This is a genomic window from Halalkalibacter urbisdiaboli (assembly GCF_002156385.1).
GTDB classification, from domain to species: Bacteria; Bacillota; Bacilli; order Bacillales; family Bacillaceae_D; genus Halalkalibacter_A; species Halalkalibacter_A urbisdiaboli.
In genome coordinates this window covers 641,816-668,030 of record NZ_MVJM01000002.1, presented here as the reverse complement: position 1 = coordinate 668,030, position 26,215 = coordinate 641,816, and the positions used below count along the sequence as shown (strand labels likewise).

Here is a 26,215-nt window from a genome sequence, read left to right as displayed (position 1 = left end):
GAATCGAGCATAAAACTTAGGAGGTTATTAGAATGAAAAGGTGTCATATGCAAGTTATCAAGTGGTTATGTGTCGTAAGTATGCTTTATTTAATGGCAGCATGTAGTTCGAATGAGGATGTTTCAAAGGACGATGATAATCAGGAGGTTGATGTTGAAACGTCAACAGAACCGATTACGTTCACGCTATTCTCAGCTGATAATAACCCGAGCTGGGACGGCATGAAAAGCCCCGTAGGTCAAAAAATTCTTGAAAAGACAGGTGTGACATTAGAGGCTGACTTTGCGCTCGGTGATCCTAAGGAGCGTATAGCCTTATTTGCAGCTAGTGGTAATTACCCAGACTTTATTCTCCCTAAAGGAGATGGCGATTTACTAGTTGATGCAGGAGCAATGCTAGATTTAACGGATTTAATTGAAGAGCATGCTCCAAATATTAAGAAGGTCTACGGTGATTATTTAAAACGGATGAGATGGAGCGAAGACGACGAGTCGATTTATTACTTAGGAACAGCGGCAGTTGACGAGGAGTATTGGTCTCCAGGAAATGGCTTCTGGTTACAGCATGCCGTTGTCGAAGAGCTAGGGTATCCCGAAATAAGAACAGTAAAAGACTTTGAAAATGCGATAAGAGAATACTATGAAAGGCATCCGGAAATTGACGGACAACCTACAATTCCGTTGTCATTAATTGCAGATGATTGGAGAATGTTAATCTCGGTTACGAATCCAGCATTCTTTTCAACAGGTGGTTCAGATGACGGGGAATGGTTTATTGATGAAGAAACACAAGAAGCAGTGTTTCACTATAGACGACCAGAAGAGAAAGAGTACTTTAAATGGTTAAACCATATGAATGCAGAAGGGTTACTTGACCCAGAAAGCTTTGTTCAGCAGTATGACCAGTATATTTCTAAGATTTCCTCTGGTCGTGTACTAGGCTTGATTGATGCTGACTGGCAAATTAGTGATGCTCAACGTGCTTTACGTGAAGACGGTAAGTTTGAAAGAATGCATGGTATTTATCCAGTAACGTTATCTGAGGAATTTAAGCATGCCAATTTCCAAGATGCGGGCTATCTTGCTGGTTGGGGAATTGGAATTAGTGTTGATAATCCTGACCCGGTTCGAGCAATTAAGTTCTTAGATTGGATGGCTTCAGAAGAGGCACAAATTTTAAACAACTGGGGCATTGAAGGTGAACATTACACGATTGATGAAAACGGAAATCGTTACATCTCCCCTGAGGAACGCGAAGCTCGTTTAAGTGATAGTGAATACAATCGCCGCACTGGAATTGATGTCTTCAAGGCGTATGGTCCGCATTACGGAAATGGCGTACTAGATTCAACAGGACAGCCATTTACAGTGAACACACCTGAACAGCTTACGGAAAATTATACAGAAAAGGAAAAAGAGGTTTTAGCTAATTACGGTGTTGAAAGGTGGGGTGAATTGTATCCTCAGGCAGACGAATTTCCGGTAAAACCGTGGGGAGCAGGTTGGCAAATCAACTGGGATTCAGGCTCGGATATCGCGTTAACGTTCCAACGTGCACAGGACATCATGTTCCAACGAGTTCCAGAAGCAATATTAGCGAAGCCTGAGGAGTTTGACGAGGTTTGGGCTGAGTTTATGAATGACTTAGATCGAATTGGTGTAGAGGAGATGGAACAGGAGTATAACGAGCTTTTACAACAGAAAATTCGTCTCTGGAACGATTAAGGATTTAAAAGAAAAGGCTTGTCCCTAGGTAAGAGTACCTTGGGGGCTAAGCCTATCTTTAAAAAAGGAGTTGGTGGTGTGTCTACGACAAAGTATCTATTTCAAGACGTTGCTCTACCGCTTGAGGATCGAGTAAAGGATCTCGTTTCAAGATTTACATTGGACGAAAAGGTTCAATTGATGATGCAGTATCAACCAGAGGTGAGACGATTAGAGGTTGCTCCTTATAAGCATGGGACCGAAGCAGCTCATGGAATTGCTTGGTTAGGAGAAGCAACCGTCTTCCCTCAAAACATCGGCTTATCGAATACTTGGAATCCTTGCCTTATGAAACGAATTGGTGAAGTGATTGGTGATGAGGCGCGTGTCTATTACCAACGAGACAAAGCAAAGCATGGCTTAACGTTATGGGCACCAACGGTTGATATGGAAAGGGACCCAAGGTGGGGGAGAACGGAGGAAGCTTACGGTGAGGATCCTCATTTAACGGGGGAATTAACAAAGGCTCTTGTACAAGGAATGCAAGGCGAGGATCCGTTTTATTTAAAAACCGTGGCGACGCTAAAACATTTTTTAGGAAACAACAATGAGATTGACCGAGGAGAGTGCTCGGCAAGCATTGATCCTAGGAACATGTTTGAGTATTATTTGAAAGCCTTTGAGCCAGCATTCGTTGAGGGGAAGGCAAAGTCAATGATGACTGCTTATAATGCCATTAATGGTACACCTGCTTTGCTACATCCGTACGTACAAGAGATTGTGAAAGAAGCATGGAACATGGATGGGTTTATCGTAAGTGACGCTGGTGATGTGTTAGGTATTGTAAACGATCATAAGTACTATAATTCGTATGCAGCGGCTTTAGCTGCAACGATTAAAAGTGGAATTGATAGTATAACTGATGACGCTGATGTATCGTGCCAAGCGATTTATGATGCATTAGCTCAAGGGCTTTTACAAGAAGAAGATTTAGATAAAGCATTACAGCGAACGTTTAGTGTTCGTTTTCGTCTAGGTGAATTTGATCCAGATGATCGTAATCCATATGCACATGTTCCTGATTCTAAGCTTTGTGCTCCAGAGCATGCCAAGCTTGCTTATAAAGCAGCACAGGAGCAAGTCGTGTTATTAAAAAATGACGGCCTACTTCCATTACAACGAGAGACGTTCAAAAAGATTGCAATCCTAGGTCCGTTAGCGGATGAAGTCCATGTCGATTGGTACAGTGGGACACCATCTTATAAGGTTACTCCATATGAGGCGATAAAAGAAAAGGTAGATCAGGCTGAAACGAGCTTAAAAAGAGGAAATGACTATATAAAACTACGTGATGCTACTAGTGGTTGTTACGTGGGCATTGCTCCTACGAATGAACAGCTTTGTTTAACTGAACAGGAGGCATTTGCGGAAACATTCGAACGGACTGATTGGGGATGGGGACAGCATACATTAAAATCTGTGACAACTGGGAAGTTTGTGACTGAGAACCAACAATTATTTGCTACATCCGCAGAGGCTAGAGGCTGGTTTGTAAAGGAAGCCTTTTCGTTTGTTACGCACGATGACGGTACAGAAACGCTTCAATCTTGGGACGGTCAATCGGTTACTGTATCTGAAGATGGTTCTTTAGTAGTCGTACCTGAATGGACGGAACAAAGGTTTATAGTTGAAGTGATTGAAGATGGAATAACAGCAGCGGTTCAAGCGGCAAAAGAATCAGAGGTGGCAATCGTCTTTGTTGGAAATAGCCCGTTTATTAACGGAAAAGAATGTGTTGACCGTGAGGATATTATCTTGCCTCCAAAACAGGAACAATTAATTAGAGAAGTCTATAAAGCAAATCCGAAAACAGTTGTTGTTGTCGTTGGAAGCTATCCATACGCTATAAACTGGGCTGATGAGTATGTGCCTGCCATTATCTATTCTTCTCATGCAGGTCAGGAGCTAGGCCATGCGATTGCCGATGTCATCTACGGGGAGTATAACCCTTCCGGTCGATTAAGTATGACCTGGTATCGTTCGAGTGATTCGCTTCCAGATATAATGGATTACGATATTATTAAAGGAAAACGAACGTATCAGTATTTTGATGGAGATGTGCTCTATCCATTTGGCCACGGGTTAAGCTATACGAACTTTACGTACAGTGATCTCGAAGTGGTCACCAATTCAGACGTAATTAATGTTGCAGTGTTTATTGAAAACAGTGGGAGTGTTACCGGAGATGAGGTTGTCCAGTTATACGTACGGGCAAATGAATCACGGGTGCGGCGCCCATTAAAAACGTTAAAGGGGTTCAATAAGGTCTCACTTCTTCCTGGAGAAAGAAAACGAGTCAAATTTTCAATACCCGTTTCCGATTTAGCCATTTGGGATGTGACGCAAGAGCGCTACTGTGTCGAGACCAGTACGTATGAGGTAATGATTGGCCGTTCAGCCACTAATATTATTACTACTTCAACCGTTCATGTTCAAGGAGAGATGATTCCAGCCCGAAAACGAAATGAAGTCGTTAAAGCGATTAATTATGACCAGTATGAGAATGTCACGATTGAAGAATGGAGAGAGGGTGGTTATTGCGTCCGGACGAAACCTGGCGGTGGATGGATCTCTTTTCATAACGTGGACTTTGGAAACGACGAAATGAGCAGCGAATTGGCGCTCACAATCTACCCTCATACGAACTCGAAAATAGAGGTTAAACTCCAGCAAGAAGGAGCGATTGTCGGCTCATATCAAGTTGAAACAAAGCAACAAGATCAAACTATCTTTATTAGCTTAGCCGTAATCTCAGGAGAGCAAAACGTATTTATCACCGTTGATGGGGACATGAGTATCTATTCATTGAAGCTACTACAAAATACGAAATGAGTGGTTGTTGTTTATCGATTTTGACCTTATCTAATTCAACTAAAAAGGAGGAGAGCACGGTCATATTCTGATAGGGTCAACATTAAATCATAAATAGGAGTGATTCTTTGTTCACTACACGGAGCTATCTATTGTTCATTGTCGTCTTTGTTATCAGTCTCACATTGACCTCAGCCGCGTTTGCCGCTTATCCGAGTTGGTCGCCTGATGAAATCTACAATAGTGGTGATAAGGTGTTACATCAAGAAAGAAATTGGGAGGCACAATGGTGGACGAGAGGTGAAGAACCAGGAACAACAGGTCAATGGGGAGTATGGCAGGAGGTTGAAGGAGAAACGGAACAGCCAGATCCGACAGAACAACCAGAACCAACGGAATCTCACTTTGTTGATGTTGACCCGATGATCGCAACAAAAAACATGTCACCAGGATGGAATTTAGGAAATTCATTAGATGCAATTCCGTATGAATTTTCATGGAATAACGATCCGGTTGAAGAACAGACGATAGACGATATAAAAAACTCAGGATTTAACAGTATTCGTGTTCCAGTTACTTGGAATTCTTATATCGGCTCTGCCCCAAATTATGAAGTAGACAGTGAATGGATGGACCGGGTTGAGGAAGTCGTCGATTGGGTTTTAGAACGAGATATGTATGTCGTGTTAAATGTCCATCATGATTCATGGCAATGGATTGAGGAAGCAGAGAAAACACCTGAAGGGCTAGCTAAGTTTTATAAGTTATGGGAGCAAATTGCCGAGCGCTTTAAAGATAAAAATGAAAAGCTAATTTTTGAGGTATTAAATGAGCCTGTCGGTTTCACGGCTCAAGAAACAAATGCGACGAACGAAGACATCCTTAACATTATCCGAACATCAGGAGGATTTAATGACCAACGTCTAGTTATGATTGGTGGTTTTTATAATGATACATGGGATACTGTTGAAGGTCTAGCTGTTCCTAATGATCAACGTCTGATTGTAACCGTTCATAATTATAACCCTTGGGATTTTGTTTCTAATTGGTGGGGCAAGGTCGAATGGGGATCAGAAGAGGATAAACAGGTTATCTATGAAGATATGAAAGTCCTTTATGATACGTATGTGAGTAAAGGGATTCCGGTTGTTATCGGTGAGTTTGGAACATTAGCTAACAATGAGCCATTTTCCAAATGGGTTTATAATGAATATCTTGTTCGTACAGCCTATCAATTTGGAATGACGACGATGTTTTGGGATAATGGTGAGCATTTTAATAGGGGAACGAGCCAATGGCGTGATGAGGTTCTAAAAGAGATGATTGTTCATGCAGGTTTAGGTACGAGTAATTCATTTGTCAAACCAGCAAGGCTGTATGTAAATACGCAACAAGCTACAACAGATGAAATACTCCAACTGGAGCTAAATGGAAATCAGTTAATTGAAGTCGCAACGGAAATGAAGACGTTACAGGAAGGCACGGATTACACCTATAATAAACAAAGTAATGAAATCACGTTACTAGAATCATTTATGTCAGATGTTACACAGTCATCTCAATTAGGAGTTGCTGAAACGTTGAAATTTACGTTCTCTGAAGGCGCAAGTCAAACAGTAGATATTGTTCAATACGACGAGCCGGAACTTTCACAGTATTCATTTACATTAGACAAATCAGAAGTCATATCCGAGGATTTGCAAATTCCCGCTTCTTTAAATGGTACAGAGCTTGCAACAGTTAGGGCGATCGTTGACTCTTCTGGTGCTCCAGTGCTAGAGGAACAATGGAGTTGGACTCCATATACAAACTACCAAGACGACTTTTATTCGATGGATGGCGATCTCTATTTGACGAGTAGGTTTTTAAATTATATCGAAGAGGATTCGACGATTACATTTGAATTTTTTCCGCTCGGTATAGAAGTTGATGTGACAATCAAAGTTTCTGAATAACAGTAGGAGAGGATCTTATCGGTGGGACCGACGGGATCCTCTCTTGGTTTAGTTGAAACTGGAAAGGAGTGCCCTTGTGGTAGATTGTTCTTTTTATTTACTGATTCTCATGAATTTTATTTCATGTTATAGTTGAAGTAACGGAAAATAGGCAAACTAAGGGAAACTTTAGGGCGCAAAGCTATGAGGGGTTAAGTCGTTGAACAGCGATATACCAGCCAGTTGCAAAGAGAAAAGGGTCGTTGACTTGAACAGGCTATTCTCTGGAATAGTTTTTTTGTTGCTTTTTTTATAGGTAAAAAGTCGTAGGTGTATTCTCTTTATTATTGTAGCTGGAGTGGTTTCTAAGGAGGGCGAATCATGTTCGGTAAACAGTCAGGTCATACAACGAAGTTCATAATATGGACAGGTTTAGTCATTTTAGGAATCGTAACGCAGCATTATAAAATTCCTCTCTTATTTGACATTTATTTTGGATTTGCAGCTGTGTTTTATTTAGCGATAATTCGGCTTTTAGGTTATAAGGAAGCGCTGATTTCAATTGTTTGTATTAATCTAGTAAATTATTTTCTCTTAGGAGACTCAGCATTAATTTGGTACAGTGTGCTCGAAGTTTTAATCATTGGCGCGTTATACCGATGGAAAGGGAGGAATATTCTCACTTGGTCGGTCGTTTACGGAGTAGTTATTTGGTTGCCCTTTTATTTCTTTTTTTTAGAGCGGGGGACAACAGGCGCTGAAAAAGTAGTCGCAGATTTGTGGTATTTCCAAGTTTTGGTCAATGCGTTAATATGTGGTTTGTTAGCAGATATATTAGCTGATTACTTGCCTCGTGTACCTGGGTTAAAATCTGCTAAGTTGAAAAGAACACCGCTTTATTTTGGACAGATGCTATCACAGTTAACATTACTGATTGCAGTAATGCCGATTTTTTTCTTTACAGTCGTAAATGGATGGTTTGAAGAGAAACAAGTGATAACAACATTTACAGATGAGATAGAGTCGGCTGTTGCAAGAGTAGATGAAAGAATATCTACAATGGATCATACCGACATTCAAAAGCTTAAGCTAGGTTCGGTTGTTGAAAAGGCTCATTTTACTGAAATGTTCGTAAACATAGCGAATCAAACTCCTTTGTCCATTTTTGCATTAGATAAAAATGGGAAAATTATCGTATCAAGTGATGATTCATATTTATCAGGGGAACGATTTGATATGTTTGAAAATCGTTATGTGTCAAAAGTGAATCAGAATCTCTACCTGTGGTTACCTAGACAATCGACTAGTCGAGCGTTGGAGGGATGGTTAAGAGGGTATTATTTCTCAAGCTTTCCTGTTACGAATTTGGACCTTGAATTATTCATTTTAATGCCGTTAAAGAGTGAAATCCTATCGTTGGCAAAAACACATGTGTTCTACTTTAAGGTGTTAATAGGTTTATTTATACTAGCAAGCTGTTTCTCCTTTCTTTGTACTCGGATTCTAACTAAATCGTTATCTCAATTAACAATTGCAACCTCTGATCTTCCGAAGCGTGTAAATAAGAAGGGAGATTTCGGATGGAAAGGTAGTTATATTTATGAGTTTGATGCTCTTGGACAAAATTTTGTGAAGGCTGCGAAAAAATTAAAAGAAATATTTGTTGAAGCAGAAGCAAAAAATGAACAATTAATGAAAAAGACGCAACAATTAGTAGCTTCGGAGCAACAATTATATCGTTTGGCACATTATGACGAACTAACCGGTTTACAGAATCGCAATTCCTTTAACGAGAAAGTTGAGAAACTGTTACTAACTTCTAAGGAGTATCAACAAGAATTTGCACTAGCCTATATTGATTTAGATAAATTTAAACAAGTAAATGATACCTTTGGTCACAATGGTGGTGACTTATTGTTAAAAGTGATTTCCGAGAGAATTCAAACATTTGTCGATGATCATACCCATATTCAAGCTTATCGAATTGGTGGCGACGAATTCGTGATCACGATTGAAGATACAGATCGAACCGAAGTGGAAGCTTACTGTCAAAAAGTCGTCGAATTTATGAGAGAACCAACAATTATCTTTGAACAGGAAGTTGAAACATCTGCGAGTATTGGGGTGAGCATATACCCCTATGATGGACAAGATGTGGAAACAATCCTAAAGCGGGCAGACAATGCAATGTATCAAACAAAGATATCAGGGAAAAATGGGTTGAATTTCTGCCGATAGTTAGGAGGGAAATATGAATGTGTTTAGGCTAAGTATGATTGTTGTGATCATTTTTCTTAGTGGTTGTCACGTTCAGGAACAGTTCGAATATTTCGGTTATAACGCAGCTCAGTTATCAAATGCAGATAGCGAGTTGGGGAAGGATGAAACAACTAACACTTTGACGATATGGACTCGCGAATATGACTTTCAGCATTTAGTGGAGCAATATAATCGTAAGTTCCCAAATGTGACAGTTGAGGTTGTTGAAATTAATAGACATGAACTAGTGAATAAATATTTAAATAGTTTAATTGAACAGAATACACCTGATCTTTACGTCATCTTAGATAAGGATCTAGGAGAGTTTTCGGGAATTGATGGATTTGAAAACCTAATGGAAGAACCTTATAGTAAGTCATATATTTTTAATCGACTTCCTGAACCATTATTAAAACAATATCAATTCTTTATGAAGGATGGGCTATTATCTATTCCGATGTCAGCTTTTCCTTATGTTACGTACTATCGGTCAGATATTTTAGAAAACGCAGGGTTTCCAAGTGACCCAGAGTTGCTAGCAGAGTTTATGAAGGATACGGATAATTGGCTAGAAATGTCCACTGCTTTAAAAGAGAAAAATCATTACCTAATCGATGGGGTTCTTCAACTATTATTCAGTGCCAATCGCTCGACTAATTATTTTGATGAACAGTTAAACTATACGATGGCAGAGGATGGGCAGTTTCAAAGCCTGTTTGAAGTTTCAAAATTTAGCTACGAACATAATCTTGCATCACATAAGAATCTATGGAGTGAGGATGGAAAAGAGGCACTTCGGACTGGTGAACTTGCCATGGTGCATTTAGCTTCTTATGGAGAGTTTCACCTACAAAACTGGGTACCTGAACAAGCTGGCAAATGGCGTGTAACAAGAATGCCATTAGGTTTAGAGGGTATTGAAAAAGAAACGGGGAAATCACTGGCAATGTCTTCAAGTAGCCAAAATAAAGAATTGGCTTGGGAGTTTATTGAAATCGCTGCTGAAAGTTTGCTGTATAGCTATACAACCGAGACTGATAGTTCATTTTTTGGTACACAAGATACAAATAATTTTTACTGGGAATTGATAAATGAAGGGATGCGAGGGCAGCCGACACCGCTTGATCGTTATGCTTATGATTATTGGGAACTGGGACTCTACCAAGTCGTGATGGGTTCTCCCATAAATGAGTCAACGTTTTCTGTCATTGAAGATCAGGTGAACGAAAGAATAAAACGAGATAAACAAGCGTTATTAAAATTAAGAAACGATTAAATTAGGAGGATAGAGACTTACAACGGTTTCTATCCTTTTTAATTTCAAGGATAATTGATGAATCCTTCAATAAACAAAGGATTAAATAAGAATTTGCCGAAGTTATTCATACAAAAATAGCATTGCAGGGATGATGGAGGATGAATATGAGAGAACACTTAAAAAAATATCGTTACGAGCCACCGCAAAATGGTTATCCTGAGTGGAATAACAATCCAGAGATTTTTGAATTAAATCGAATGGAAGCGCATGCGACCTTGATGCCTTATCGTACGTTAGAGGAGGCATTAATAGGGGAGCGAACGGCTTCTCAGTACTATCAATCATTAAATGGCCATTGGCAATTTTCATTTTCTGAAAATCCAAGTAAACGGATTGAGAATTTTTATAAGCGTGAATTTGATTCAAGTAGCTGGGCCGAGATTGTTGTTCCTTCGCATTGGCAGCTTCAAGGCTACGATTATCCACATTATACGAATGTTCGTTATCCATGGGAGGAACGTGAGAACATTAGACCGCCTTTTGCCCCGACTGAGTACAACCCAGTAGGGCAGTACCGAAGAACCTTTCACATTCCAAAAACGTGGGAGAAACAGCCTGTTCGTATTTGTTTTCAAGGTGTTGAATCGGCTTTTTATGTGTGGGTAAATGGTGAGTTCGTTGGGTATAGCGAGGATACCTTTACTCCAGCTGAATTTGATTTGACTCCTTATTTAGTGGAAGGAGAAAATCTTCTTGCGGTTGAGGTGTATCGTTGGTGTGATGCAAGTTGGCTCGAGGATCAGGATTTTTGGAGAATGAGTGGTATTTTTCGTGATGTGTATTTGCATGCCACTCCCGCACTCCATGTTTATGATCTGCACGTCCTCCCGCAGTTAGATGAACACTATCAAGATGCTATTTGACGATGAAGGCGAAGCTTGTTAATTATTATCGAGAGGATGTTGGAAACGTTACACTTGAGGGAATGCTGTATGATGCGAAACAGCAACCTGTTTTTAATGAACCAATGACGATAAATGAAACAGTTGGTGAGTGTGGAACTCTTGTTTTACAAGCAACGAGACATGTTGAAAGTCCGTTAAAATGGAGTGCAGAACAGCCGAATCTGTATACGTTTGTCGTTACACTTAAGAATGAAAAAGGCGATGTAATTGAGACGAAAAGCTGTAAAGTTGGCTTTCGAACATTTGAGTTAAAGGATGGCTTCATGAAACTAAATGGTGAGCGCATCGTCTTTAAAGGGGTCAATCGTCATGAGTTCGATGCGAAAAAAGGTCGGGCTGGTATTACATACGAGGACATGGTTCATGATATAAAATTAATGAAGCAGTTTAATATTAACGCAGTTCGCACATCTCATTATCCGAATCATCCAATTTGGTATGAGCTATGTGATGAGTACGGTTTATACGTGATTGATGAAACCAATTTGGAAACACATGGAACGTGGAGATATGGTCAACAGGAAGAAGAGGAGACTGTACCAGGAAGTAAAGTAGAGTGGACAGCTAATGTTCTTGACCGCTGTAATTCAATGTTTCAGCGTGATAAGAATCATCCTTCGATTATTATTTGGTCACTTGGAAACGAATCTTTTGGTGGCGATAACTTTTTAAAAATGTATGCCTTTTTTAAAGAGAATGATCCAACAAGGCTTGTTCATTATGAAGGCGTTTTCCATTATCGAAAGTCAGAGGCTGCCTCAGATATCGAAAGTACGATGTATGTTCGAATAGAGGATGTTGAGCGTTATGCAAAAAACAATCCGAAAAAACCTTATATTCTCTGTGAATACAGTCACGCGATGGGAAATTCATGTGGCAATCTATTTAAATATTGGGAGCTGTTTGACCGTTATCCAATCTTGCAGGGAGCATTCATTTGGGATTGGAAGGATCAGGCACTTTTAACGAAAACAGAGGATGGTGTGGAATACTTAGCGTATGGCGGTGATTTTGGCGAGTCACCGAACGATGGGAACTTTTCTGGGAACGGATTAATTTTCGCTGATGGTACGATTTCACCAAAGATCTTTGAGGTGAAAAAGTGCTATGAAAATGTAAAAATGAAGCTTGTTGATGCGAAAAAAGGAGTCGTTGAGTTCACCAATGATCATCTATTTACGAATCTCAATGATTATGATTTTATCTGGGAAATTAGCTGCAATGGTCACATTATTGAAACGGGAAATAAACGAATTGATCTACAGCCAGCTAACACAGTGACTTATACTCTCGACTATACACTTCCACAAGCGGCTACGGGAGAATATGTGCTAACGCTTCGGTTTTTACTTAAGGAAGATACACTCTGGGCTAATATAGGACATGAAGTTGCATTCCAACAATTTATTCTCCCGGTTGATGAGCAAGCGATCAGCGGAGAAGAGGTGTCAGAGTTAAGTACAATAGAGGAGGAGCAGTTCGTTCGGGTTAAAGGGAAGGAATTTCTAGTTACATTTAATAAAAAAACAGGTAGTCTTGATTCCTTTCAAATTCAAGGGAGTGAGTTAATAAAAAGCGGATTAATCCCAAATTATTGGAGAGCAAGCACGGATAATGATCGCGGGAACGAGCTTGAAAAACGTAGTGCATTATGGAAAGAGGCAGGACGACAACGTGAGCTTACGAGGCTTAGCATCAATGCAAGTCCTAAAATGGTGAAAATAGAGGTTAGTTATCGCCTTCTAACAGCTGCTAATACGCAGTGTTATGTAACGTATACAGTGCTTGATAATGGAGAGGTTCGAGTAGAACAAGTGCTTGAACCGAGTGAGAACCTACCGGAAATCCCTGAGATTGGGATGTTACTAATGTTGCATCAGGAATTCGACCAACTTACTTGGTATGGAAAGGGAGCTCATGAAAATTATTGGGATCGAAACAAAGGGGCGAAAATTGCCATTCATTCCGGAACAGTTAGTGAACAATTCACACCGTATTTGCGCCCACAGGAATGTGGAAATAAGACGGATGTTCGTTGGGCAACGCTCCAAAATAAGCAAGGCATCGGGCTGAAAATCATTGGTGAACCAAAGGTAGAGCTTAATGCATTACCGTACACCCCTTCTGAGCTTGAAGAACATGATCATCCTTATACTTTACCGAAGAGTGAGAAAGTGGTTGTTCGTATTAATCATAAACAGATGGGTGTAGGTGGAGATGATAGCTGGGGGGCAAAAACACATCCAGAATTTACGCTATATGCAAATCGAACATACGCTTATTCATTTAAATTAAAGGCGATATGGAAAAATTAGTCCTATCTAAGGCCATTGAAAAAGGGAAAAGCACCCTTTTTCAGTGGCCTACTTTCTTTATTAAGGATAAGTAGTTTAATTTCCCCCTTTAAAAGTAGGCAGCGGAAAAATATTAACGAATAGGAAAGTAATCATTATCTTAGGCGCGATACTAGGAGTAAGTATAAGGTCGGATGCTTGTCTAACGATTTACTTTTGGACCAATAACATTTGTCTGTCTAAAGTGATAAAAGAATAATCAAAAGAAGACATTATCCTGATTATCATAGTAAGTAATTACCATTAATTACATAAAGTGAGATAATGATTATCTTAGCTGGAAAAAACTGTGGTAGCATGTGAAGTAATCTAACGAAAAGGAGGTCTGTAATGGTCGTAATCGATACCCTGTAACTACCGAGTCGTTGCTACTGTCGAAGTAAAGAAGCCATTGAGTTCAAAATTAAAAAAGGACGTGAGTAGAAGATGAGAACAGGTTGGTTGAAAGTGATTGTGTCTAGTTTAATAGTTGCTCTTTTTGTTGGGTTGTCCTTACAAACTGTTTCCGCAAATACGCCGGATTTCAATATGAAAGGTTTTGCTACGTTTGATGGTGGAACTACGGGAGGTCAAGGTGGAGATACGGTTACTGTATCGACGGGAGATGAACTTTTACAGGCATTAAAGAACAAGAGTAGCAATACACCATTAACGATTTATGTTGATGGAACAATTACTCCTAATAATACGTCTGCTAGTAAAATTGACATAAAAGATGTATCCGATGTCTCCATTTTAGGTGTCGGTACAAATGGCGAACTCGATGGGATTGGCATAAAGATTTGGAGAGCAGATAACATTATCATTCGTAACCTCACGATCCATGAAGTGAACACAGGTGATAAAGATGCGATCAATATTGAAGGACCTTCAAGTAATATTTGGGTTGACCATAATGAGTTATATGCAAGCTTAGATGTTCATAAAGATTATTATGATGGCCTTTTTGATGTGAAGCGAAATGCCTATAATATCACATTCTCTTGGAACTATGTTCATGATGGCTGGAAAGCGATGTTAATGGGATCATCTGATAGTGACAACGCTGAAAGAAACATTACCTTTCATCATAACCATTTCCAAAATTTAAACTCTCGTGTCCCTAGCTTCCGTTATGGAAAAGGTCACCTTTACAACAACTATTTTGAAGGGATCAGTGGTTCAGGGATTAATGCACGGATGGGTGCAGAGCTTCTTGTTGAAAACAATGTCTTTGAAAACTCAAATGATCCATTAGGCTATTGGTACAGTAGTGAGCCTGGGTATTGGAATGTATCAAATAATCTATATGTGAACAGCACAGGTAGTCAACCAACTTCATCAACAACAAACTATACTGTTCCTTATAACTATACGCTTACGCCAGTTGAAGATGTAAAATCAGTCGTTACTCAATATGCAGGTGTAGGTGTAGTTCAACCATAATTATAGTAAACAAGCCATCTTTAGGGAGGCCACTGAAAAACCTTCTTTCGTAACTCGAAGAAGAAGTAATGCTTCGCACGTTGCGCGCCTTGCTACGAGAAAACCACTCGTAGCAAGGCTTTTAAAAATAGGGCAACGGCTACGCACATTACTTAAAGAGCACTGAAAAAGGATAAACCACTTTTTCAGTGCTCTCTCTTTAGGTGGCTTGTTTTTTCTTTCTATTGGAGTAAAAACGATTACTAAAATGATTTTTATAGGAACTCAATGACAAAAGAGCCTTTACTTTTAAGTATCGGCTCTTTTGTCATTGAGTGATGTTATTCTGAGATGTTTAGCAAGTCGTGATGTTATTCTGAGATGTTTAGCAAGTCATGATGTTATTCTGAGATGTTTAGCAAGTCATGATGTTATTCTGAGATGTTTAGCAAGTCATGATGTTATTCTAAGATGTTTAGCAAGTCATGATGTTATTCTGAGATGTTTAGCAAGTCGTGATGTTATTCTGAGATGTTTTGCAGTCGTAATGGTACTCTTTTGATGCTAAGAGATGCTAACCTAATATTCATGATGATAATCTAAGGTGCTCTCAATATGTGTAATACCACATCTTGAAAAGGATAAACCACTTTTTTAAAAAAATTTTCAATAAAAGATAAAGAATATGGAAAGTAACTTTTAGATGGAGGGTGAAGGGGGACGAAGGAGTAGTGGTTGAGTTATAGTTGTATGTCTGCTTTGGATAAAGTTGAGTAACGGAGTATTTTAAACTCACTACTCGATTGTCTTTATAACAGCTTCCACCTTTTCGCTCACATGGTCAATGTAACGACCATTATTTGGAGTTTTAGTAAATGAGAAACCTTAGCTAGTTTGTTATCGTTACATTATTATCACTTAAAATGGAGGACACACGTATGAAAAGAACATGGATTATCATTTTTTGCGTTTTACTTTTAGGAACCTTATTGCTAGGGTGTGCCCCACAAAATGAAGGTGTTGCAGAAAAGGTGGATAGGGTCGAAGCTGTAGCGGATGATTCAAATGATGCCAAAAAATCAACTAGTCCTGATTTTTTCGGATATGTGACAGCCAAAAAGGCAAATAAGGTTTTAGTGGTAAGTCCCGAACTAGAAAAGAACGGTGAAGATAGTAGCATGAGGGAACATTATGATGCTGTTTGGGTCAATGTTTCAACAGATGATGTTAAAGTAGGTCACCAAGTGGCAGTTTGGTTTGATGGTGTAGTACTCTTTTCATATCCTGGTCAAGCAACTGCCAAAGAAATCATTGTTCAACCGAGTACACAGCCCGTAAATTCAAATATTTCTGAAGCCGAGGCGATTGAAAAAGCCATTAATCAAGTTGGTAACGACGTTTTTATCGTTGTGAAGAATGCTAACTATAATGATTTAACAGCGACTTGGAGTATTGAGATCAACGATGAACTTGTTGAAATTAAGGGATAATGGCAATACGTCACACTAGTAAAAGAAAATAATAAGTCAGTGAAGTCGTGTCAACCGTGATACGGCTTTTTTACATGTAGAGTAAAAGTTAAACAGGTACAAAGAACTATATCCAATTTATGGATTTTAAGTTTATTATTACTATGTAAGTACTTACTAACATTTAACAGAAGAAAGGATGAACATAAATGCAAAAGAAAACAATATTGGCTTATTTTATGGCAGGTGCCCTTTCCACTCTAATTGGCTGTACTGAATCGGAAGAAGTTGCTCATTACTCAGGTATCATAGAAGGAAAGAAAACCTTAATTCAAACGGAAATATCTGGCCTTGTTCATGACATACATATTGAGGACGGAGCCGAAATTAAAGAAAACGACTTATTACTCTCATTAGATACGAGAAAACTAGATTTAGAGATTGACAACGCAAAAGCAGCGATTGACATAGCTAAAGCTAAAAAAGTCGATGCAGAAGATACTGATCAAGACACTTTAATTGCTCAAGCGAATGGAGCAGTCGAACAAGCAGAAATTCAATTAAAAATAGTAGAATTACAAAAAGAAAAATTATCAATCGAGTCCCCATTAGAAGGTGTCGTTCAGGATGTACATATAACGGTCGGGGAGTTAGCAAATCCAGGTGAAACCCTTATTACAATTATTGATGATTCAGTAAAAGAACTGGTTGTCTTTATTGCTGAACAAGACCTTAGCTTAGCTGAGAAAGGAAAAGAAGTAACGATTCAATCAATTGCATATGAAGATAAAACCTTTAAAGGCACGATTAAAACGATTGCAACAGAAGCAGAATTCACCCCTAAAAATATTCAAACGAAAGAAGAAAGAGCGAAACGTGTTTTTGCGGTCACGATTGATGTTTCTGATGCAACGGAACTTAAACCAGGGATGACAGTAGATGTGAATTTTTAAGAAAAGAGGTGAAAACTGTTGAGTGAACTAGCGATACATACAGAAAAGTTAACAAAACAATTTGGAAACGTATTAGTCGTAAATGAAGTAGACTTAAAAATTCCAAAAGGGCACATATACGGATTTTTAGGTCCAAACGGTTCAGGGAAATCGACAATGATTCGAATGCTTTGTGGTGTTCTAGAGCCAACATCGGGCAAAGGGACAGTTCTCGGTTATGATGTGAAAGCTGAGCCCGAACGTATCAAACAAAAGATTGGTTATATGTCACAGAAATTTAGTTTGTATGAAGAATTAACGGTAAAAGAAAACTTAGAATTTTATTCTGGCATTTACGGACTAAAAGGTCAAGAAAGCAAAGATAGGCAAAATGAATTAATCGAACTTGCGGGATTAGTAGGCCGAGAGGAGCAATGCTCAGGCTCCCTTTCTGGCGGTTGGAAACAACGTTTAGCACTGTGTTGTGCCCTTCTCCACCGCCCTGAACTACTCATTTTAGATGAGCCAACTGCAGGAGTTGATCCTGTGTCGAGAAGAATCTTTTGGGATATTATTACCCAGCTTGCAAAAGAGGGTGTCACGGTTCTAGTGACTACTCATTATATGGACGAAGCGGAGTTGTGCAATGAAATCGGTTTTATCTTCTTTGGAAATATTTTAATTAAAGGTCAACCAGAAGAATTGATAAAGGCTCATCACGTTCAAAACCTGGATGATTTATTTATTAATCTAGTTGAACAACAAGATCATAATCCGTTAAAAGGAGGCAGTTTGACTTATGTCTAAAAAAGCCCCTTCCTTTATGTTTAGTCGTTATGCAGCTATTGTAAAAAAGGAACTTATCCAAATAAAAAAAGATCCAGCAAGTCTAGCAATAGCATTAATATTACCGGTAATGCTCTTATTTTTGTTAGGCTACGCAGTTAGCTCAGAAGTAGAAAATATTGAAATGGCCGTTTGGGATCAAAATCAAACAGCAGAAAGCCGCGAACTCATCCAAGGTTTTGTAAATGGTCAGTTTTTCAAGCATTCTATTGATGCGCTTTCCTATAACGAAATTGAGAAGTTATTTGATGAAGGGAAAGTAAGTTTAGCGCTTGTTATTCCGAAAAGCTATTCAAAGGATATCGTTCGTGATAAAGCCTCTGTCCAAGTAATAATAGACGGTTCTGATCCAACGATTGCGAAAACGGCCCTATCAAACTCAAAATTAATCATTCAAAATAAATCTATTGAAATTCAAATGGATGCCATTAATCAAAAAGGGTTGGGAGGAATGAACCAACCACTTGTAGAAGAAAGTCGAGTCTTATACAATCCAAATATGGAGGTCATGAAATTTAATATCCCTGCCTTAATTGGCTTGATCATGCAAGAGGTTACATTGATTCTTACAGCTTTTTCGCTTGTAAGAGAAAAGGAAAGGGGAACGATTGAACAATTAATGGTTACCCCGATCAAACCAAGTGAATTAATCCTTGGAAAATTAACTCCTTATGTGGGAATTGGATTATTTTCATTTTTATTTGTTCTAATCACAGGTATTCTATGGTTTGGTGTTCCTGTGGAAGGCAGTATTCCACTACTGTTGTTATTAAGTATGTTATTCTTAGTGACGACCCTAGCAATGGGCATACTCGTTTCTACTTTAGCAAAAAATCAATTACAGGCGATGCAAATGGCCTTTGCGATTATTTTGCCAAGTGTGATTTTGTCTGGTTTTGTATTTCCAAGAGACCCGATGCCTCTTGTTATCCAAATGTTAGGTGGTTTAATCCCCTTAACCTATTTCTTAGAAATGTTAAGAGGGATATTTTTAAAAGGGGTAGGTATTGAAGAACTGTGGAATCAAACGATAATTCTATCAATCTTCACAATCCTGCTCTGTATTGCTACAATACTAAGCTTTAAAAAACGGCTAGAGTAGGTGTGTTCAATGAAAGAGGAACCAATTGATACGAGCGATTTACAACAGGCAATTGAAGAGTTCGCTAAAGAGATGGAGAATGAAAATAAATTTTCAAAAAGCCAAATGAAGATCATTAATGCAGCTATGGAGTTATTTTCTAAAAAGGGGTATGAAAATAGCACAACATCTAATATAGCGAAGGAAGCTGGAGTCGCGGAGATAACGATCTTTCGAAATTTTAAATCTAAAAATAATTTGTTGTATCATTTGTTAGCCCCTTTAATAATAAAAATCAGTTCTCCCGCTATTTTAAAGGATGTCAAAACTCAATTTAATAAGAAGGACAAAGATACTGGGAAGATATTGGAAGATTTGACGAAGGATCGTCTAGACTTGTTAGAGAAAAATGAAAAGGTACTTCGAATTCTATTGCGTGAATCGTTAAGTCATGAGGAAATTCTTCAATCCATTATAAAATACATTACACTCCCTGCTAAGCAAGAAGCGACCGAATTTGTTAACCAACGAATAAATGAAGGTGAGTTTAAAAATGTTGATAGCGAGGCAATCGTTGATTTGCTTTTCTATACAATGTTTGGATATGTGATAAGTCATCAAGTGTTAAAACATGAGGGTTTCACAAAGGATAAGGATATGATGATTAAAACAATGATTGAGTTATTACTTAATGGGATTAAAAAGTAAAAAGCTAAGAAGAGAGGCTGAACTGTACCTCATAAAATGGACAGTTAATAAAAAGAGACTTAAGCAGCTAGTAAATGACCTCGGTATTAAGCCGGGTCATTTTCATTAATCCCCACTGGTAACGATGATTATTGTATTCTTCTATGAACTCATTCACTTCGTGCTTTAATTCTGTAAGATTTTCGAGCTCTTGTAATTGACGTGTTCTTTAAATTGACCAAAGAATAATTCCATTGGAGAGTTGTCCCAACAGTTTCCCTTTCTAGACATAGACTGACGAATACCTAATTCCTTTCCCTTCTCCTGAAATATTGGATTCGTATAGTGGACTCCCTGATCAGAGTGAAGAATTGCCTCTGGATGAAAATGAACAGTGGCTTCTACAAGTTTATCAAGTGTCTGATAAACCAATTCCATTTCTAAGGAACTAGGCAAGTGGGATGCTATAAACAAATCCTTTTTATGTTTTAAAAAATAGTGAAAATGGTCTATGTTTTGTAATAAAATAATCACCTTAGTCGCTTCCGAAAGAAGATTTACAATTTAGAATGTTAGTGACAGATGAATGTTTTGTTGGTAAATTTTACATAAATTATAATAAGTAGGAGTGTTTATGCAAAAGGTATTTAAAGTTATGAAAAAACCATGGCTTCTCGCGTCTCTTGTTTTTCTAATGATTGCATGGATAGTGTGGAATATACCGATTGAGAAAAGAAAATATGGTCTCTCTCAACATAATCTCTTAACAGATTATACAGGTCTTCTTCCTGAACGAGTTGAGCGAGTCATTAAAGCTGAAGCGGTAACTGATTTGCAAAAGCTTGTGAAAGATGCAATAGTAAATGGCCGGCAGATTTCAGTTGCTGGCCTACAGCATTCACAAGGGGGACACACGTATTACAAAGATGGTGTCGTTCTTGATATGCGGACGTTTAACAAAGTTCTAGCTTTTGATCCAATGACAAAAACGATCCGGGTAGAAGCGGGGGCAACGTGGGAAGATGTTCAGGAGGTTATAAATTCACACGGATTAGCCTTAAAGGTAACTCAATCTCAGTCTATTTTTACGATTGGTGGTTCTCTTTCTGTTAATGCACACGGCCGAGATATTCGCTTCGGTTCAATGGCAGGAACGATAAAGGAAATGACTCTACTAACTCCAACAGGAGAAATTAAGACTGTTAATCGTGATGACCAAGAGGATTGGATGAAGTATGTGTTTGGAGGATTCGGATTGTTCGGGGTCATTTTGGATGTGACGTTAGAACTAACCGATAATGATGTGTACCTTATTCAAACAGAGCAGCTAAGCTTGCAAGACTATGAAGCTTATTTTATGTCTTTATTAGCAAATAAAGAGACTGCGATGCATTATGCAAGAGTCAGTGTGGCCCCGAAGACGTTTTTAGAAGAAATGTATGTCATTAACTATGATTATACGGGCAAGAAGGACGATGTAACACCATTAAAAGAAGAGGACGGAGCACGTCTAAGTAAGTTGGCGCTAGATCTTGGGAGACAAGGTGGGAAACTAGAGGACCTTTTTTGGGAAATTCAAAAAAAATATATTGATTCTATCGATGGAAGGACGATGACTCGAAATAACGTCATGCGCTCAGAATCTACTTTTATGGAATTCACAAAACCTAGCCGAGTGGAAGTGCTCCAAGAGTTCTTTGTTCCGATAGATTCATATGAAGAATACATGAATGACCTTAAACAATTGCTTTCCGCTAATGATAAGGACGAGGATTTCAAAGTGCATAATATTACTGTCCGTTATGCAGCGAAGGATGATGGTACTCATCTAAACTATGCGAAAGAAGATATGTTTGGACTTGTCATCCTAATTCAGCATGGATTGAAGGAAAATGAAGTTGCTGATGCAGAAACGATCATCCAAAAGTGGACAGATTTAACGCTTCAACATGGAGGGACGTATTACCTTCCATATTATCGATATCAATCAAGGGACCAATTCATGAGGGCATACCCTCAATGGGAACAGTTTAAGAAGGAAAAGGAAAGCAGAGACCCTAACGAGGTCTTTCAGAATCTCTTTTATGATCATTATATTAAGTAAAGGGGCTTTTTATGGTTAATAAAAGCGAGCGGTACATCCCACTTATTGTAACAGTTGGGCAGGTGGCTGTTTTTCCCTATTATATCATTTGGTTGAAAGAGGTCTCCTTAACCTATACGTTATTTGCTTGGTTGTTTGCCGTTTTTTCATTTGCTGCAGCTTGGGGATATTGTGTTTTTCAATCGGAAAAGATTAGGAAACCATCAATCGCCTTTTGTTATATAGCTATGGGTATTGTCTACCTAGTTGTAGGGAATATCAACATTTCGGTTGATTTTCTACCTTATATTGCGATTTTACTACAGGTATGCTTAGGTTTTTTGCAAGGGTACTTTCGCGCTTGGCATATTAAGCAGAGGGCCTATCGTTTACATGCAGTTCAACATTATCTCCTTGTTGGCCTAACAATGATTGTATTGTCCTTCATAATGATTATTTCTCCTGTTGTCGTCATTCTTACCTTTGGTGTAGTACTGTTTGTTTGCGGAGGTAGCAAACTTTTACATAGAGGGTAATAAAAAGGTAAGAATCAAAGGGCACTGAAAAAGGGAAACCCACCCTTTTTCAGTGCCCTCAATTTTTTTGTTATTCACCTACGACCTTTAAGAAGCATTTTCTATTTCTTCGTGGTCCGTCAAATTCACAAAAATAGACCCCTTGCCAAGTCCCTAATACGAGACGCCCGTTTGATATCACTAGTGTTTGTGAATGACCAACAGTACTAGTTTTAAGGTGGGCTGCTGTATTTCCTTCCATATGCCGGTCCTTAGGATGCTCCCATGGATACACTTCATCTAGACGTCTTAGGAAATCAGTCTTTACATCAGGATCAGCATTTTCATTTACAGTAATTCCTGCTGTCGTATGCAGAGAAGTGACAATAAGAATACCAGCTTGTACGCCTGTTTCCTTTAACCATTGTTCGATTTGATCCGTGATATCAATCATTTGATCTCTTCGGTTTGTTGATAAAAATAATGTTGTTTCCATCTTCATCCTCCTATCAGCTTCTTATTTACTCTTATCAAAAGCTCTCTCTAAGATCAACAACTTCTTTATTTTTATTAATCAAATTATGAATAATTTTAAGTCGATGATGAAAGAACCATTTTAGAAGAGATGTCGTCTATTATTGATTGGGAAGGTGAAGGGGGTTGTGATTTTGCGATCTAATGATGTTATCAGCTCAATCCGCTTTTACCTTTATAAATCCTTGTTCTGTCTAATGGATTCAAGTAAAGTAATGGTATACATTTGATGGAGGCTGTTATGAAAGAGCGCATCGTTAATTTAGTTTCAATAGCTGTTGGTGCTGGAATTGGCACGCTTTTGCGGTTCATCCTCGCAACCGGCTTTTCAACCGGTTATCCAATGGGGACGTTTCTTGCAAATATTATCGGAAGTTTTGTTTTGGGGGCTTTGACAGGCTGGTTCATGTATCGAATCCCTAAAGAATGGGTGAGGCTTGGTCTTGGTGTTGGCCTATGTGGAGGATTTACAACAATGTCCACTTTAGCAGCAGATACGGTTTTCCTGCTTGAAAATCATTTACTCCAAGCTGTAATCTATGTGAGCTCCTCTTTACTAGGCGGAATTGTGTGTGCACTTATTGGCTATTCCTTTACAACAAAACTGTCTAGGCGAAAAGAGGTGGGGGACAGTTGACTGTAGTTCTTCTCATGCTCGGAGGGGCTTTAGGGGCGATGTTCCGGTATGAACTAGGTCGCTACCTTATGAAACGTTATCCCAATCCACCGTTTCCAATTGCGATGCTCATTGTAAATATTATCGGCTCTTTTAGTCTTGGTATTTTCTTGCGCTATTATCAGATAGAAGGCGAGGCACTCTATTTGCTCATAGGGGCCGGTTTTTTTGGTGCATTTACGACATATTCTACGTTTAGTGTTGAAGCAAGCCAGCTCTATTTGAAAAAACAGTGGCGCTCGTTTAGTTTATATGTTGGTTTTAGTTTAATCGGATCGATTGCTGCTTTTGCACTAGCTTTTCTTTAGAAGCCTCAACTTTTGAGGCTTCTTTCTTTTGATCATTTGTAAGCAATTAAGCTTGCCCAATTTGCCTATCCTCCCATAGAGTTCGACGAATTTTGTCGTTATTTGTATATAGAAATGTATTTTAAAGTCGAATTTTGTTATAAAATTTTCGTATGATATGACGAAGGTTTAACTATTAAGATTGATAATTTGAGCCAGAAAAGTAGCCTTACAACATACATATTCTCGGGAACGATAAAACAGTAAAGAAAACAGGATGGGGGAGAGACGATGAAAAACGTAAAGATAGGTACTAAAATATCAATAGGTTTTATAAGCATATTATTATTATTTTACAAAAAGAAATTAACATCAATATAGGCGCAATAGAAAGTCAAGTTTACGTAGTTAATAATCAAAGTGAACTTGTGAATCGAAACAATATTACTTTAGAAAAGATAACGGAAAAAGTTCAAGATACTAAACAATTCGCTGAAGAGATTAAACAGGTTTCGGAACAAATAAAGACAAATTCAAATGAAGTTTTGATAGCTGCTAAGGAGTCTGCAAGTATCATTGAACAAACCTCTGCTTCCTCTCAGGAGGTTACAGCTGCAGCCCAAGAACAATCTGCGACAGTAGAAGAGGTAAATGCTAGCGCAAATGAATTAGCGAGGATTTCAGAAACACTAAATGAAGAAATTCAGAAGTTCAAAATATAATAAAGCAAGATTAACGTAGTTAGAGAAGGATTGTAACAGAAGCCAACATTGAGTCGGCTTCTGTTTTATTATGAGAGTATAAATGGTATTTTAGCAATAAGCATATTCATTTCTAGAAATTTAGTATGTATCGTTGTCTTTCTTAATTCAACGCTAAATCAACTCCAATGATTATAACAATTTCGTTTTCGTGATAAATAGGCAAAGAAATTGTAACGCAGGAATTTTTCGTTAAGGCTGACGTATACACTTGAGATACATAAACCTCTCCTTTCATTGCTTCAACAAACCATGGTCTTGCCTTGGCATTGACGAGCCCAGCTGGTGGAGTTGAGTGAATAAAGGTTCCATCAGGGCGATTTGTCCAAATAGCATCGACTTCATCATGATTTTGACTGAAATGATTTAAAATCATTTCGTGTTGTTCGGGGACAATCGGGTAAAAGGCTTCTGTATGTTGTAAGCGATTAAGTTCGGTTTTCACCCTTTCAACAATATTCATATCAAGCTGCATTGTTGCTGCAACTTGGTCGTTTTGGATAACACTTTGCAAATCATCTGATGTTTTTGTCAGTGCGTCGCTAATCAATAAGATTTGCTCAATGCTGTGATTTTGACGCTCCATATCGTCGTTTACTTGGAAGACATTGTCTTTGTTTTTAATTGACATTGTTGTAATATGCTCGAGAATGCTCGAGATTTCTTGAACATTGCTAGATTGCTCATTTACGGCAACTGTTGAATCGGTGACCATTGATGTAATGCTACTAAGCTTTTCTTTAAAGGATTCTAGCTGTGTTAGTACTTTAGTCATATCCTTTGAGCCTTCTTCCACTTGCTCTGTTTCCTCATGAACCATATCTGTTGATAAATTTATTTCTTGCTGAATTAGCTGTATACTTTCTCGTGTTTGTTCTACTGCTTTGGAGGTTTGGTTTGCTAGATTTCCAACTTCATTTGCAACGACCGAAAATCCTTTTCCATGTTCGCCAGCACGAGCCGCTTCAATGGATGCGTTAAGAGCGAGGATACTTGTTTTTTGCGATATGGCTCCAATCGTATGGATGATTTGGTCAACTTTATTAGAATGCTCAACAAGACTTTCCATTTGTTTCAGTAAAGTATAGTGATTGGTACGAATGTGATCCATTTTTTCATGAAGCCTTTGCAACGAATCCCATGATTGAATAAGCTCTTGATTCGATGTTTGACTATGGTCTTGAATGTCTTTAGATACAGAGGCGATTTTTAAAGCGGATGACTCAATGCTTTTCATTTTATCGGAAACTTGTACGGTATAGTCGGCTGTTTTCTCACTATGCTCTAATAGTTCTTCTGTCGTTTCTTTATTAGAAAGAGCAATATGATTGAGAGACTGAGCTGCGAGCTTCATTTGCTCTGAAACACCCTTTAACTGGTCTGCGGCTACTTGTATTTGGCCGTCAATAGAACTTTTTACTGCGGTGTTATCTTTGTCTAGAACTTGCTGTTTTTTAAAAAACAAACAAACCACCTCTATTCAATTTTTAGGTAAATCTTACACATTGTTTTAAATGTACACCGTTGTTCCTAGATGGGCAAGCTTATTGTAAATAATTGAGACAAGATAACTTTAAGTCACTGGTTAATTATTGC

Annotated in this window: 19 protein-coding genes, 1 pseudogene and 1 riboswitch; of the genes and pseudogenes, 17 read left to right on the top strand and 3 right to left on the bottom strand. The window is 38.5% G+C overall.

The genetic code is table 11. From position 1 onward, the window contains the following. Window positions 1-32: 32 nt before the first annotated feature. From B1R93_RS11125 to B1R93_RS11070, 12 genes and pseudogenes are all read left to right on the top strand, one after another. Window positions 33-1,724 (top strand): ABC transporter substrate-binding protein, encoded by a 1,692-nt coding sequence (locus B1R93_RS11125; protein WP_088104037.1) that lies wholly within the window; start codon window positions 33-35, stop codon window positions 1,722-1,724. Window positions 1,725-1,802: 78 nt separating this feature from the next. Next, entirely contained in the window at window positions 1,803-4,595 is a 2,793-nt protein-coding gene (locus B1R93_RS11120; RefSeq protein ID WP_207634150.1) for a glycoside hydrolase family 3 protein, read from the top strand. A 107-nt stretch (window positions 4,596-4,702) separates the two neighbouring features. Further along, on the top strand, window positions 4,703-6,529 hold the full coding sequence (locus B1R93_RS11115; RefSeq protein WP_088104036.1) for a cellulase family glycosylhydrolase: 1,827 nt from the start codon (window positions 4,703-4,705) through the stop codon (window positions 6,527-6,529). 140 nt (window positions 6,530-6,669) lie between these two features. Then, window positions 6,670-6,759: riboswitch (cyclic di-GMP riboswitch) on the top strand. A 130-nt stretch (window positions 6,760-6,889) separates the two neighbouring features. Beyond that, window positions 6,890-8,746, top strand: a complete 1,857-nt coding sequence (locus tag B1R93_RS11110) for a GGDEF domain-containing protein (protein WP_088104035.1) — start codon at window positions 6,890-6,892, stop codon at window positions 8,744-8,746. Between the two features lie 13 nt (window positions 8,747-8,759). Then, complete coding sequence (locus B1R93_RS11105) at window positions 8,760-10,043, top strand: ABC transporter substrate-binding protein (protein WP_088104034.1); 1,284 nt, start codon at window positions 8,760-8,762, stop codon at window positions 10,041-10,043. Between the two features lie 146 nt (window positions 10,044-10,189). Further along, window positions 10,190-13,305: pseudogene (gene lacZ, locus B1R93_RS11100) on the top strand (beta-galactosidase, LacZ type). Between the two features lie 465 nt (window positions 13,306-13,770). After that, window positions 13,771-14,769 (top strand): pectate lyase family protein, encoded by a 999-nt coding sequence (locus B1R93_RS11095; RefSeq protein WP_088104033.1) that lies wholly within the window; start codon window positions 13,771-13,773, stop codon window positions 14,767-14,769. Window positions 14,770-15,686: 917 nt separating this feature from the next. Further along, entirely contained in the window at window positions 15,687-16,238 is a 552-nt protein-coding gene (locus B1R93_RS11090; protein WP_165763785.1) for a DUF3221 domain-containing protein, read from the top strand. Window positions 16,239-16,426: 188 nt separating this feature from the next. Beyond that, complete coding sequence (locus B1R93_RS11085) at window positions 16,427-17,170, top strand: efflux RND transporter periplasmic adaptor subunit (RefSeq protein ID WP_088104031.1); 744 nt, start codon at window positions 16,427-16,429, stop codon at window positions 17,168-17,170. Window positions 17,171-17,188: 18 nt separating this feature from the next. Continuing rightward, a complete protein-coding gene (locus B1R93_RS11080; protein WP_088104030.1) occupies window positions 17,189-17,956 on the top strand; it encodes an ABC transporter ATP-binding protein in 768 nt (255 codons plus the stop codon). After that, a complete protein-coding gene (locus tag B1R93_RS11075) occupies window positions 17,949-19,097 on the top strand; it encodes an ABC transporter permease (RefSeq protein ID WP_088104029.1) in 1,149 nt (382 codons plus the stop codon). Before B1R93_RS11080 ends, B1R93_RS11075 begins: the two co-directional genes overlap by 8 nt. A 9-nt stretch (window positions 19,098-19,106) precedes the next feature. Continuing rightward, the gene (locus B1R93_RS11070) at window positions 19,107-19,784 is read left to right on the top strand and encodes a TetR/AcrR family transcriptional regulator (protein ID WP_088104028.1); all 678 of its coding nucleotides are present in this window, start codon (window positions 19,107-19,109) and stop codon (window positions 19,782-19,784) included. Between the two features lie 165 nt (window positions 19,785-19,949). On the opposite strand, the gene B1R93_RS11065 is transcribed toward B1R93_RS11070, so the two are convergent. Further along, complete coding sequence (locus B1R93_RS11065; RefSeq protein ID WP_088104027.1) at window positions 19,950-20,297, bottom strand: DDE-type integrase/transposase/recombinase; 348 nt, start codon at window positions 20,295-20,297, stop codon at window positions 19,950-19,952. A 100-nt stretch (window positions 20,298-20,397) separates the two neighbouring features. Here B1R93_RS11065 and B1R93_RS11060 point away from each other — a divergent pair, with 100 nt between their 5' ends. Then, entirely contained in the window at window positions 20,398-21,867 is a 1,470-nt protein-coding gene (locus B1R93_RS11060; RefSeq protein ID WP_088104026.1) for an FAD-binding oxidoreductase, read from the top strand. A gap of 11 nt (window positions 21,868-21,878) precedes the next feature. Continuing rightward, window positions 21,879-22,382, top strand: a complete 504-nt coding sequence (locus tag B1R93_RS11055) for a hypothetical protein (RefSeq protein ID WP_088104025.1) — start codon at window positions 21,879-21,881, stop codon at window positions 22,380-22,382. A 70-nt stretch (window positions 22,383-22,452) separates the two neighbouring features. Here B1R93_RS11055 and B1R93_RS11050 read toward each other — a convergent pair whose 3' ends face one another. Beyond that, window positions 22,453-22,857: a secondary thiamine-phosphate synthase enzyme YjbQ gene (locus B1R93_RS11050; RefSeq protein WP_088104024.1), complete on the bottom strand. Its 405-nt coding sequence runs from the start codon at window positions 22,855-22,857 to the stop codon at window positions 22,453-22,455. A 279-nt stretch (window positions 22,858-23,136) separates the two neighbouring features. Between B1R93_RS11050 and B1R93_RS11045 the strand changes: the two genes are divergently transcribed. The 3 genes from B1R93_RS11045 (at window position 23,137) to B1R93_RS11035 (ending at window position 24,580) form a co-directional block, all read left to right on the top strand. Continuing rightward, a complete protein-coding gene (locus B1R93_RS11045; protein WP_088104023.1) occupies window positions 23,137-23,532 on the top strand; it encodes a fluoride efflux transporter FluC in 396 nt (131 codons plus the stop codon). Continuing rightward, complete coding sequence (gene crcB, locus B1R93_RS11040) at window positions 23,529-23,879, top strand: fluoride efflux transporter CrcB (RefSeq protein ID WP_088104022.1); 351 nt, start codon at window positions 23,529-23,531, stop codon at window positions 23,877-23,879. The genes B1R93_RS11045 and crcB overlap by 4 nt, the downstream gene beginning before the upstream one ends. Window positions 23,880-24,286: 407 nt before the next feature. Then, a complete protein-coding gene (locus B1R93_RS11035) occupies window positions 24,287-24,580 on the top strand; it encodes a methyl-accepting chemotaxis protein (RefSeq protein ID WP_088104021.1) in 294 nt (97 codons plus the stop codon). Between the two features lie 142 nt (window positions 24,581-24,722). Here the strand turns inward: B1R93_RS11035 and B1R93_RS11030 are convergent, their stop codons facing one another. Further along, window positions 24,723-26,093: a methyl-accepting chemotaxis protein gene (locus B1R93_RS11030; RefSeq protein WP_245308260.1), complete on the bottom strand. Its 1,371-nt coding sequence runs from the start codon at window positions 26,091-26,093 to the stop codon at window positions 24,723-24,725. Window positions 26,094-26,215 lie beyond the last annotated feature (122 nt).